We start from the raw sequence: 12,259 nt of genomic DNA, 5'->3' as shown, positions 1-12,259 counted from the left end.
AATAGAGGATAGGAATACCTTTGTTTTGAAAAGAGTAATCAAAAAAGAGTCATTCCTGAAAAAGAAAAAATAAGAACAAAGTGTCTAATAACTAGACCGATATGGCTTAAGTTAACGCGTATGCCTGTAGGGACGAATGCTGATATTTCATAAATTATTTCGCTCTTTCAGAGCTTTGGGGTTTTGGTTATTTATCATATCCCAGCCCTTTCGAGCTGGACTGAGATATTCAGGACTTTCAGCCCTGATCCAAAAACGATTTAGTATACGCGACCTATGTGCCCTTCGCGGAAAATAATCTCACAAAAAAAGGATAACCGATAGGCTACCCTTTTCAAATAGGTTTTGTTTGAGCTTAATTATTTCCTCTGGTTCTTGATCCGCTTCTTGAGGAAGAACTGCTTGAGGAGCTCTTCGCAGGAGTTGAAGTTCTGGATGAAGAACTCTTTACCTGTGGAGTAGAACGAGGAGCTGGCTGCGATTGTCTAGTTTGAGTAGTACGGGCAGGAGTGCTTCTTGTCGCTGGGCTCGAAGATTGAGTTCTCGAAGTAGCCGGCTGTGTTCTAGTTGGTGTCGAACGCTGTGCCGGAGCACTTTGGGCCCTAGGTTGAGTCGACCTTTGAGTAGGAGCAGGCTGAGTTCTAGATTCATTTGATCTTTGAGCAGGAGCAGACTGAGTTCTTGCTGGAGTTGACCTTGTCTGAGGTGTTCTGCTGTTCTCAGTTCTAGTAGATGGGCTCGAAGTTCTAGGTTCAGTGCTTCTAGTAGTGCTAGGAGATCCTTGACTCTGACGACTCGGAGTTGAGGTTCTGGTTTGAGCACCAGGATATGGTTTTGTATCAAATTCTCCACGGCTAGCAGAAGGAGAGGTTGATCTGCCTCCGGCATTCTCAGTTCGACTTGGTGTTGTTATTCTTTCAGAAGATCTCGAAGATCCAGCAGGAGTGGTCGCAGATCGACCCGATACTGCTTCAGATCTACCGTCTACTCTGGAAGGAGTAGTCGCTGGTTGTGTTCTGGCTTGTCCGGAAGAAAGAACTCTGGAAGGTCTAGCGCCTGTAGTAGTTCCTCTTGCACTTTGCAAATCAGGTCTGTATGCACTTACTGCATTTCTTGAGGCCACCGTTCTTCCTGCTGAATTACTATTCTCTATTCTACGCTCAGGATAGGATCTTTGGGTCACTCTTTCTACCTCTCTTCGCGCAGGTCCACCATAGTATCTGTTGTTATTATACACCACTGTATTATTAATGATAGTCGTATTGTTGTAGATGTTCACTCTTCTTCCATGCGGTACATGGTAGTTATAAACATTTACGTAGGCAAATCTTCTTTGAGGAACAAAAACCCAATAGTTAGAAGGGATATTTACTCTGAAATTGATAGAGAAGCCAGGACCCATAGGTGCCCAACCATAATATCCGCCACCGGTTCTCCAGTCTACCCAAGCAGGTCCCCAGTCGTAATCAGGAATCCAAGCCCAGCTCTGGTAATTGCCGTCGAAGTACCATCTACCGTAGTGGAAAGTAGCCCATCCCCAATCGTAATCAGATACCCAAGTATTACCATAATTGGTCATTACCCAGTGTCCATTAGTTCCATAAGGGTGGAAATCATCATATACAGCAGGTAGCCATACATATCCATGTCGTCCATCTTTTACCCAGTCCCCATAAGGCATCAATTCATCATAGAATACCTGAAAGGAAACTCCTGCGACATTCTCCGCTTGGGCATCTTTTGGGGTAATCCAGATTAGTGCGATGATTCCCATCATCAAATTCCTCATCCATCGTGGTACTTGTATCGTTTTCATTTTACGTGGGTTTAGTGATTAAATAATTGGTTATATACTTATAGGGTTGTGGGCTTTTTAAGGCTTCCTATTTAGGTAGATGCATTTTTCTAGTAAAAGGATGCATGCATACTAAAACCAAAATCACGCCAACTTTTCAAGACTTACATCAAAAGAACTGATTGTTAGGTTGGTTTTACGTAAAAAATTAAGCCAATGGTTGCGATAAATCTTAATATTGTCTTAAGATTAACATAAAAAATCAGTACTTAATTAATAAAATGATTTAAGTCTTTTTGACCTGGTGAATAATTTTAAGTTAGAAAATGCCTTTTGGTAGAAAAATTAGAGATAGGGAGCAGATATTTTTTTTGAGAAAAAATATGAGTTGGTGAAAAATAGCAGATCGTCTTGATGAGATTGACCTACACGAATCCGAATAATACGATACTAGTGATTCACTATAGAATTAAGCCGCAATTTTAAAACTTGTGAAAACCTCACCTAAGTCTGAATAGCTAAGAAGTAATTTTCGGCAATATCCAAGGCGCTCTATAGTTTGGCCAAATCAATTTATTGGCAGCTGCATTTCCTGTAAATTCTCTTTTCGTTTCATCCCAAATCAATTCCTCAGCTCCAATTCTTGCGGCTATATTTGGAATATGAGCATGCAAGGCTGCGATTCGCCCAGCCTCTGGTGGACAAATGGGTTCATTTCTGGTCTTAATGCATTCCACAAAATTGGCTACATGTAGATTGTGACTTTCAGTCATCACTTCCAGTTTTTTGGCTTCTATTTTTGGAGCTTTGGCCTCTGGATCCCATTCCGGGTAGATTTCGTAGCCACCACGATTGACGACTAGCGTACCTTTTTCGCCCACATACCCAATTCCGTAAGGTTTGCCGTAAGGCCCCGTTTCAAGCCCACCATTCATGTCGTAATTAATCAAAAAGTCCTTTTTAGGATAAAGGACATTCATGGTATCGAAGGTGTCCCGATCCCGATTCTCTTTGTTGACATTGGCGGCGTAGGTAAGTACTTTGGAAGGGACTGCCGGATTTTCTTCCACCCAGATCGCCATATCCAACAGATGCACACCCCAGTCGGACATCAAACCTCCGCCATAATCCCAAAAATGTCTCCAACTTCCGTGAAAGCGATTTGGGTTAAAGCTTCTGGAAGGTGCAGGTCCCAGCCAGAAATCATAATCCACGCCCTCGGGTAAAGGAGTCGCAGGTTGGATCAGGTTGCCAAGTCCGTAATTGAAGTTTGACCAGATATTCACCTTTCTGACTTTGCCGATGTAGCCATTCATTACCAAATCCCGGGCTTCAATAAACCCTTGTCCTGAGCGCTGCTGCTGACCCACTTGCATGATCCTATTGTACTGATTCTTTGCATTGACCATCAGCTCACACTCCCCGATGGTGTTTGCCATGGGTTTTTCCACATAAACATCCTTTCCGGCTCGGCAGGCGGCTACGGCGATCAGGCAATGCCAGTGATCTGGAGTGCCGATAATTACCGCGTCCACATCGCTGCGTTCCAGCAAAAGTCTAAAGTCGGTGTAGCGCTCCGGTTTTTTTCCTGTGGCTGTTTCCACTTCCGTGATTCTTCGATCGAGTACATTTTGGTCTATATCACAAAGGGCTACACAGTCCACTACCGGCAGTGCGAGGTGATGGCGAAGAATCCCAAATCCCATATTATTGCAACCTATAAGTGCTACTCGAACCCGGTCACTTGCAGCGATGCCTTGCTTGGCCTGGAGTAGAGATGGGGCTAGCCAAAGTCCGCCAGCGACGATTCCTGTGGACTTGATAAAGTTGCGACGGTCATTCATGGGTTTGGATTTTGGGTTGGGAAAAAGAATCTTGAACTCAAAATACAGGAAATTGCGATGAATCGGAAAAGTGTCTGGTTAAAAGCCTGTTGCTATCACTATACAGTGTAGAAGATTCTAATAAAAAAGTGGCTGAGCTGTGATTTTGTAGAGGACAAACAGTATCCGTGCCTTGTAGAGCGTTTGTGAATTAGGATGGGTGAATTCCGATAATTATCGGGATGCAACTTCATCCTTGTATTAGTATCAATTTGCACTTGATACGGATATAAAGGCGTAATTACTCCCGGTAACTGTACGGGGTTACACCTATCCCAACTCCTAGTATACGCTCAGTGGGGGTGAGATTCCCCTTTATCTACTCGACTATATGGCATTTTTATCATTAATTAGAGTTTAACTTCCAACTAGATATCTACTATGTTTTGGGAATAGCCTTTTTACAAACAGCGTTACACTGATGGAAAGAAAAAATACAAGCATTGTGACAAGGCAATATATTATAAATGAATTTGAGGTAAACGAAATACCTAATCCATATTTAATTTTGGATAGAATAATGATGATAATACCATGTGTAAAATAGATTCCAAAGCTATTTTCTGCAAATATTTTTAGTAATTTTAATTTATATTTTTCAAAACGATTTAGCCAAATCATAAAAAAGAAGCAAAAAAGAATCTTTTGAATAATAATAAAATTGATGCCCCCGAAGGTGAATGGGTCTTTAAAATAACCTCCTGATCTGCCAATATAAGCCTGAAATATTGCAAGAGTAATAACAAGACTTAAAATATAAAATTCTCTTCCTTTAATTTTGGAATATATAATATCTTTTTTTTCTGAAGATATTATGCCGATCAAATAAATAGGTGTAAAGTTCAAAACATTTTGAAAAACTGAAAATACATTTTGGTAGGTTCCTCTATGAATAAAAACTGAACAAATTAGCAGAAAAAGGATTGTTATTATCTGAGCTTTCAATTTGAGTTTTATGAACCTTACAAAAATGGGAGATAATGCAAAAATGATCATAATGAATGGAATGAACCAGTAACCACCATAAAAACCAACCCCCATCACATAAATCCTAAATAATGGAATAGATAATAATGCTTCATAATAATAGGTAAAAGAACTTGGTGAAAAAATACTTGCAATGCAAATTCTTAAAATTAAATACAATATTGGAAGTGTTGATAATATGAGATATGGGCATAAAACGTATTTGATTTTTCTTATCATAAATTTTTTAAATTCAAATTTTTGATAAAAAATATGATGAAACAAAAAACCAGAGATGAATACAAAAAAGTAGGTCCCTCCTAATGTTAGATTCCAAAGCGTATTGCCTGCCATTGAATCATACATAAAATCAGCTAAACCTAAACAATGTCCAAACACAATGAATATTATTGAAATACCTCTAAAATAGTTTATTGAATTTATATACATATTTTAACTTTTAATGTAATTTTTCAATGCCATATAACGGTTTTGTGTGTGGCTTAAATCGCGAATATAGACCGAAAAGTTAGTCGTTCCAACGGGTGAAAGTCCCTGAAGCGCGGGAGTTCCCGATAAAAATCGGAACAGGCTGTAACTCAGACTAAGTGAGTTTATAACTTCACCCAAATATTTTTCAATTTGTGATTAATTCTACTCCTTATTACCCACTTGAAAATTGGATTGGATAGGAAGGTAGGATTGAGCGTTTAAAACAGCTTTAGAAAAGCTGTTTAGCGAGAGGCCAGGTGCAGGGTTGGCAAATTACAGCTAGTGACCTCAAGACCTATTCTACGCTCAGAGGGAAGGGCTTAGGTTGGTGAGGGAGCATGGAAACGCCAAACCCTTAAAAATTGATCATTGAATTGAATGTTTTATTTCTTTTATCATAAGACATCTGTCTTTGATCGCTATATTCCAGCCTCTTATATATTTTTAACTAAAGCAATTACCATGAAAAAAATTCTTTTCTTTTTTGCAGCTTGTTTGATTTTCTCTGTTTCGGTGCAAGCCCAGTATTACCCTTTTGGATCTGAATTCAAGTGCTCCTGTGAAGCCGAAGACTCATTAGCTTTTCAGAATGCCAAGCAAAAAATTAGCAAAACTCTGTCTGAGCTTCGAAAATCAGGAGAGGTGTACAACTTCAATGTAGACACTAGAGTAGAAAAATCCGATGATGGTGATTCTACTAATTTTATGGTGCTCCTTATCGAATTGGATGATGCAGGTTTCAAAGCTAACACCCAAAGTTGGGAGGAAGCCAACCCGGAGATTCTGAGCTTCTTGGAGGAAAAATGCCCTAATAGAACAGATAAGCAGTTATGGGATAAATCTATGTCTATGCCTGTGATTAAAAACATGTCTGCTCTAGTAATAGATGTGCCTGAGGTGGATTACAAGCCTGACCCAAGCTTAGAGTATAAGATAATAGTGGACTTTATGGCATTTACGAAGCTAGATCCCAAGGATGACGACAGAAATGAAATCAAGCCTGAGGAACTGAATTGGGGTTTGGGTCAGTTGGGGCGACAGATTAACCTGCATGTGTCTGCTGGGATTCCCAAGGAAAATATCAAGCTGGTAGCAGCAGTACATGGGACAGCTTCACAGTCATTTATGACTAACGAGGCGTATCAAGAAAAGTATAAAATGGATAATCCTAATTTAGAGATGCTCAATGAGCTTCATGAAGCAGGAGTGGAGTTTTTGCTTTGCGGACAATCCTTGGGAACAATTGAAAAGAAGGATTTGCTACCCTTCGCTAAAGTCACCTTCACTGCACAAACAACATTATCGGAATTTCAATTGAAAGGCTATGCACTAAAACCTATACTGAATGATTAAGCCTTGAAGTAAAGTATAGGAATTTTTGAAGAATCAAGAACCTCGGGATATACCTGAGGTTCTCTTTTTTTACCTCAACTGTTATGGATGTTTAATCAAGAATCAGATAAGGACTAAGTATAGTCTATGCTTATTTCTGGAACTAAACCTAGCTCAACGCCAGTCTACGCTCAGTGGGGTAGCTATGGGTTCAAGCGTTTAATTTTTACTGAAGATATAGGTCACACAAGGTGTCCTTGATTTAAAAACACCTTTCTCAAATGCTTCCTGATGTCGTTCATTTAATTTTCTGAATCTTTTATATCGTTTCCTATTAACTGTCTTCATTGTCATGAAGTCATAGGAGCTTGCCAACATCATAATAATTTCCAAGTTATCGCAGTTGTTTAGAATCTGAACCGTTGTCAACTCAAAACCTATAAAGCTGAATTGCAATTGCTCTGTCCCAGCGGGGAGTTCTATTTTAAAATTCCCGTTCATGTCAGTTGTCCCAAGTTGTACGGTGTCGCGATTCTGAATTCTCACCTGTGGAATGGTCGTCAGTTCGAATTCGTCAATGACTTTTCCAGTAATTGTTCGTGTCTGTCCAGTTGAAAGAAATGGAATTAAATAGATTGTCAGAAGTATCAAAAGCCTCATTCCTAGTCTTAGGTTAATTTTACACCGCATTGCGCCCAACGGTTTGCAACTATAATGGCTGGGTGAAGTTTGTAACTTCACCCTATTATAAAAATCAATTTCAATTGATTAAGATATTAAGGTGTAGATTGTATCTACACCTAGTGACCTGAATGCCTAGTTTACACTCAGTGAAGTGGTGAAAGTAATTGACTGTCAGTTGCTTAAATGAATCATAATGTAAAGAAGAAAGGATAGAATACCTTATTAAACAGATTTTTAATTCTTCTTATCAGATTCAGATTTTGCTTGCATTTTGTGGATAGCCCAACCATAAGCATATTCTAGAATGCAATCTGAAATCTCTATCATTACCGCTAGAACTTCTATCCTGTTGAGATCTGTTACATTATCCCAATCGCGTTTGCCAATATATGAGCCGATTGTTCTGGTCTCATTATCAATAATCTTTTGATTAGAGAAGATGTGTGTTCCGCTAAAATGAATGAAACCACAAGATTTGTCGTAAACATCTCTTATCCATGGATATTTTTTGCTCGCATCTTCAACTAAATAGCCATCCCACATTTTATTCCCATTTCGATCTTTCAGATTTCGGACAGATTTTCCATCCATAACTTCAGATACAAAATCATATGGTTTATCTACTATCCATGCAGCATGGAGCCTCAAAAAATTATCTAAATGAAGACGCACGATGCTTGCCGCAGCCATAAAATTTTTACTGTCAAGCAATATTAAAGTTGCGTCTAATAATGAAAGAGAACGATTATAAACGCCATCAAAATATAAATCTAGGGCATAAAAATTGCCACCAGCCATCTTAGAAAGCTTGGCCATTACTATAAATTTATTCTCGTAGGATGCTATTAGTTTTTTAAAAAAATCATAATACTCAGGAAAATCTTCCTCTTTAGGATCTGGGGGTATTTTTTTACCTCCCTCAAGCAATTTGCACCAGTATTTGAATTTATCAGTTTTCTTGATTATCGCCCCCTCCTTAGTTAAATCTACTAGTACTCCATATTGCTGACCGTCTTCCGTTTGGAGGAATTGGCCAATTAGCCATTTTGAGCGGTCTGAGTTTTCACCATCCTTAGCAATTATTATTATATCACCAAGTACTGGGTATGGGTCAGCCATTAATTTCCAGTTTAGCATACGGGTCGCAGTTTAGTTGAATTTAGAGAAATAGTTTGAAAAAAAATTTTTCATGCAAAGAATTGTAAATGTTGGTGAAGGCTGATCCTCTCAGTAGGTTGCTGCTGTTTCAACAGGTCCCGAATATTAAATTCAATTTCAAATTGATAAGGAAAATAAGGTGTAGATACAATCTACACCTAGTGATCTCAACGTCAAGTCTACACTCAGAAGGGGATTCAACTTCTTAACAAAGGCCTTAAAATATTTTGAATTTCTCTTTTAGTACCCCAGTAATTCCTGACATTTTGCGACACAGAATGCGTTGAATGAGATGGAATCTCTTGAAATATTTGACTGATTTTAGCCTCTAAAGTAGCCTCGGTAATTTCTTTAGCTATAAGATTCAGTTCAAAAAGTTCAGAATTAGCATTTATGATATCCCCCTCAATATAAATTTTCAGGTCAATTTTGTCATAAAAGAGAAATTTTAAGTTTTGATCTCCAATTATTTCAAGTTCCTTTTCAAAATTATCGATTGATGTTTTTTGTCTTTCTAAAATTTTATTTCTCATTTCATAAATTCTTATAATTGACCAAAGATATTTTTTTGGAAAATTCGAATAAAGCTCTTGAAAATCAGGGTCATTAAATTCCAAATTATTTCCATGAAAAAGTGCCTCTAGTTCGGAATCAATAAAATAATCAAAATCAAATAGCTTTGAGGCAGCGATTCTCTTAGGTTCATTTTGTTTAGAAATAAATTCACGATATGCGACCCATGCACCTCCCATAATAACTATTGTTTGTATGGTCATCATTCCTGCCATCCAAATGTTCGATGAATTATTTAGTGCTAGGCTCCATTGATTTAAATCCATAATTCAAATTTTATCTCTACTCTGAAGTTAAAATACTCCCTCTTTTTTTCTCCCGCAACCCTTAGTTAAAAAATAGAAGAAACTAATCTAAAAATCTTTGTGTGAGGGGTTTACCCTTTTTGTAATAAATCAAAAGCAACCTTCCCATGTCCATCAGGCGTGGTGTAAAATGGGCGCTGTTCGATCTCGTAGTTTGTCTCTGGAGCGATGCCCAAAGCATGATAAACCGTCTGGTGAATGCTGTCGATTTTGATAGGGTTTTCTATGCTTTTGCAAGGTCGTTCATCGGCGGTTTTGCCATAGACATGTCCGCGTTTGATTCCGCCACCAAACATCAGCATGGAGCAGCCATCGGTGAAATGTCTGTGCATCCCGTAGTTTTTCATGTCTTCAATGATATCTGGCACTTCCACCTGATCCAAGACTTTCAGCCCTGGTCTTCCTTCTGTCAGCATATCTCTGCTAAACTCAGAGGCTACGATGACTAGCGTTCTGTCCAGTTTTCCACTTTCATCCAGATCAGAGATGAGTTGGGCGATAGGAGAGTCGATCATTTTCTTCATTTCTGTCAATCGGGTATGCCCGTTGTCATGTGTATCCCAACCCATAAATGGCTCGTATTCGGAAGTGACTGTGATGTATCGAGCGCCTTGATCCACGAGTCTTTTTGCCAGAAGACAACCCAGCCCAAACTTGCCATTATTGTATTTGTCATAGCTTTCCTTGGGTTCCAGACTCAGATCAAAGGCCTTGGCTTCTGGGGAATTCAGCAGAATGTAGGCCTGCTCCATGGATCGTTTGAGGGATTCTTTTTGATAGTCCGAACCGTACTCGCCCATCGCACCTGCGGAAAGCAGGTTTTCATAGAGCTGATTTCTTGACTCAAACCTACTCGTGGACATGCCGATAGGAGGGCGCACGCTTTCCAAACCCGCAGATGGATCTGGAATCAAAAATGGCCCATGCTCAGATCCTAGAAAACCAGCGCTGTGAAAAGCCTTCAGTTCCTCGCCTTCACCCACAGAAAATCGCTGTCCTATATTGATGAAGGAAGGAATTACAGGATTCAGGGGGCCAAGTTCCTTGGAGATCCAAGAACCTAAATGCGGTACGACTACGGATTGTGGCGGTTCGTAGCAGGTATGAAAGTGGTATTGGTGACGCGTATGGAGAATGTGTCCCAGATCTGCTGCCACGTAGGAGCGGATCAGCGTTCCCTTGTCCATTATCTTGGCGATGGATTCCAGACCTTCCGAAAAGTTGATTCCATCCAATGCTGTCGGGATGGAAGGGAAGGTGCTTAGCACCTCTTTGGATTCCATTCCTTTTCGAAATGGGGTGTATTTCTTTGGGTCGAAGGTTTCGGTGTGAGCCATTCCCCCAGCCATGAAAAGCAAAATAACTGAATCTGCCGTTGCCGGGATTTTGTCAGTTCCGCAGGAAGATAACAACCCCGCCAATGGAGCGCCCATCCCCATGGTTGCCATGGCAGCAGCAGAGGTTTTTTTGATAAAGTCTCGACGGTTAAGTGGTGTTTTCATGGTTTTTGTCTCTTTTGATTCCTAGTGATGTCAATATTTTCCGTCATTGCGAGGCACGAAGCAATCCCTTTTTTGCAATCGATTAGACTGCTTTCCCGATAAATTGGGATAGGTAGTACCTCCTACCAATGACAGATTGATTTGAGGACACGAAACGCTGGTCAGTCCGAGCGAAGTCGAGGACAATAATTTTACCTGTAGTAAAAGGGCCTTCGACTTCGCTCAGGCTGACACCGACTTCGCTCAGGCTGACACCGACTTCGCTCAGCCTGACACTGACTTCGCTCAGCCTGACACAATCCTTCACTCTTTTGTAAATTCTAAATTTGTCTTACTTGCAATGACGCTACTCCCGTCTTCTGTCTCCTGTCTTTTTTTATTCCACCATCTGAAACTCCGGCAACAAGATCACCGCCCAGAATAGATCCTGGATTTTAGCAGCATCTGGTTTTGCGCCTAGAGCAGTCTTTGCGATCGCCAGTTCTTTTTCGTTTGGCTTTCGGTTAAGTGCTTTTAGGTATAATTCCTCCGTGATCTGAATAGGATCACTGAGTTGGGTCTTCCATTTTTCCGCTCCTTTCTGCAAAGCAGTATTTAATCTCTCTCCATTTGTGAGTTCGAGAGCCTGCAACAAACTTCCCTGAGCTTCTCTGCTTGTCGACACAATCTCACGATTTGGTCTTCCCAAAGCAGTGAGAAAAGGATTATTAGCGACAAGAGATGCTCGCGCAAATGTCGGAGTGACATGCTCTGGTTTCTGCAATTCAAAAGGATTGTACTTGATCGCATCGTCCGGGAAAAGCGGATAGACGATCTCGCTTACCGCATCCGAAAACTGCTCAGCTGTCATTCTCCTCCGCACCATCCCGTTGAATTTGTAATCATCTGCCATCACAGCATCGTAGGATTCGTAACCTATGGATTGGGATTGGTAGATCTTGGAGCTTGCAATCTGGTAAATCAGCTCCTTCAAATCATAGCCATTTTCCACAAAATCCGAAGCCAGCCAGTCCAGCAAATCCTGACTCCAAGGGGCATTGTCCATCTCATCGACGGGCTCTACGATTCCGCGACCCATTAGCTGCTTCCAAACCCGATTCACAATTGTGCGGTACATTCTGCCATTCGCCGGCTGTACCAATCGATCTGCGAGTTGTCTTAGCTTTTCAGCTTTGTTAGCAGCGCTGTCAATATCTCCCAATTCCTCCCAAAGGATTTTGGTCTTAGCCATTTTGCCTGTTGGCACTTCGCAGCGACTGACTTCCAGCGTAGAGTCTGCGAAAATATTCGCAAAAGCATAAGACTCTTCCAGTTTCCAATCAGAGATAAAACTATCATGACAGGAAGCACACTTTAAGTTCAAGCCCAAAATCACCTGACCCACATTTTGCGCAGCTTGCATTTCTGTTCGCTGACTAGCATTTACGGTTCCTCGCCATTTAATTCCCTCGATGAAACCCTTGGACTTTTCAGTTGGATTGAGCAATTCCTTCACGAACTGATCGTATGCCTTATTGTCTCGAAGAGAAGTGTACAGCCAGTCGCTAATATTGTATCGACCTCCCGTGA

Annotated in this window: 9 protein-coding genes; 1 reads left to right on the top strand and 8 read right to left on the bottom strand. The window is 40.4% G+C overall.

Features of this window, described 5'->3' with window-relative positions:
- Window positions 1-355: 355 nt before the first annotated feature.
- The 3 genes from ESV85_RS21975 to ESV85_RS21965 form a co-directional block, all read right to left on the bottom strand.
- Window positions 356-1,816 carry a DUF6600 domain-containing protein gene (locus ESV85_RS21975; protein ID WP_146921483.1) on the bottom strand — a complete coding sequence of 487 codons (1,461 nt, stop codon included), beginning with the start codon at window positions 1,814-1,816 and terminating at the stop codon, window positions 356-358.
- A 497-nt stretch (window positions 1,817-2,313) separates the two neighbouring features.
- The gene (locus ESV85_RS21970; protein WP_146921481.1) at window positions 2,314-3,639 is read right to left on the bottom strand and encodes a Gfo/Idh/MocA family protein; all 1,326 of its coding nucleotides are present in this window, start codon (window positions 3,637-3,639) and stop codon (window positions 2,314-2,316) included.
- Between the two features lie 396 nt (window positions 3,640-4,035).
- Window positions 4,036-5,094, bottom strand: coding sequence for an acyltransferase family protein (locus ESV85_RS21965; RefSeq protein WP_146921479.1), 1,059 nt, complete (start codon window positions 5,092-5,094; stop codon window positions 4,036-4,038).
- A 504-nt stretch (window positions 5,095-5,598) separates the two neighbouring features.
- Between ESV85_RS21965 and ESV85_RS21960 the strand changes: the two genes are divergently transcribed.
- Window positions 5,599-6,489 carry a DsrE family protein gene (locus tag ESV85_RS21960; protein ID WP_191322086.1) on the top strand — a complete coding sequence of 297 codons (891 nt, stop codon included), beginning with the start codon at window positions 5,599-5,601 and terminating at the stop codon, window positions 6,487-6,489.
- A gap of 198 nt (window positions 6,490-6,687) precedes the next feature.
- On the opposite strand, the gene ESV85_RS21955 is transcribed toward ESV85_RS21960, so the two are convergent.
- The 5 genes from ESV85_RS21955 to ESV85_RS21935 form a co-directional block, all read right to left on the bottom strand.
- Complete coding sequence (locus tag ESV85_RS21955) at window positions 6,688-7,158, bottom strand: carboxypeptidase-like regulatory domain-containing protein (RefSeq protein WP_146921475.1); 471 nt, start codon at window positions 7,156-7,158, stop codon at window positions 6,688-6,690.
- Window positions 7,159-7,386: 228 nt separating this feature from the next.
- Entirely contained in the window at window positions 7,387-8,289 is a 903-nt protein-coding gene (locus tag ESV85_RS21950; protein ID WP_146921473.1) for a hypothetical protein, read from the bottom strand.
- 218 nt (window positions 8,290-8,507) lie between these two features.
- Window positions 8,508-9,149 (bottom strand): hypothetical protein, encoded by a 642-nt coding sequence (locus tag ESV85_RS21945; RefSeq protein WP_146921471.1) that lies wholly within the window; start codon window positions 9,147-9,149, stop codon window positions 8,508-8,510.
- A gap of 110 nt (window positions 9,150-9,259) precedes the next feature.
- Window positions 9,260-10,690 (bottom strand): DUF1501 domain-containing protein, encoded by a 1,431-nt coding sequence (locus ESV85_RS21940; protein WP_146921469.1) that lies wholly within the window; start codon window positions 10,688-10,690, stop codon window positions 9,260-9,262.
- 376 nt (window positions 10,691-11,066) lie between these two features.
- Window positions 11,067-12,259: DUF1553 domain-containing protein (locus tag ESV85_RS21935; protein WP_146921467.1), on the bottom strand; the 1,193-nt coding region annotated here is incomplete at its 5' end.

The sequence above is a fragment of the Algoriphagus aquimarinus genome, assembly GCF_007997215.1.
Classification (GTDB): Bacteria; Bacteroidota; Bacteroidia; order Cytophagales; family Cyclobacteriaceae; genus Algoriphagus; species Algoriphagus aquimarinus_A.
This window is presented reverse-complemented; position numbering and strand designations above follow the sequence as displayed.

What these genes read in the sequence shown, in the direction of transcription:
- ESV85_RS21965 (WP_146921479.1), bottom strand. Translation starts at nt 5,094, where the DNA reads ATGTATATAAATTCAATAAACTATTTTAGAGGTATTTCAATAATATTC.
- ESV85_RS21975 (WP_146921483.1), bottom strand. Translation starts at nt 1,816, where the DNA reads ATGAAAACGATACAAGTACCACGATGGATGAGGAATTTGATGATGGGA.
- ESV85_RS21970 (WP_146921481.1), bottom strand. Translation starts at nt 3,639, where the DNA reads ATGAATGACCGTCGCAACTTTATCAAGTCCACAGGAATCGTCGCTGGC.
- ESV85_RS21960 (WP_191322086.1), top strand. Translation starts at nt 5,599, where the DNA reads ATGAAAAAAATTCTTTTCTTTTTTGCAGCTTGTTTGATTTTCTCTGTT.
- ESV85_RS21950 (WP_146921473.1), bottom strand. Translation starts at nt 8,289, where the DNA reads ATGCTAAACTGGAAATTAATGGCTGACCCATACCCAGTACTTGGTGAT.
- ESV85_RS21955 (WP_146921475.1), bottom strand. Translation starts at nt 7,158, where the DNA reads ATGCGGTGTAAAATTAACCTAAGACTAGGAATGAGGCTTTTGATACTT.
- ESV85_RS21940 (WP_146921469.1), bottom strand. Translation starts at nt 10,690, where the DNA reads ATGAAAACACCACTTAACCGTCGAGACTTTATCAAAAAAACCTCTGCT.
- ESV85_RS21945 (WP_146921471.1), bottom strand. Translation starts at nt 9,149, where the DNA reads ATGGATTTAAATCAATGGAGCCTAGCACTAAATAATTCATCGAACATT.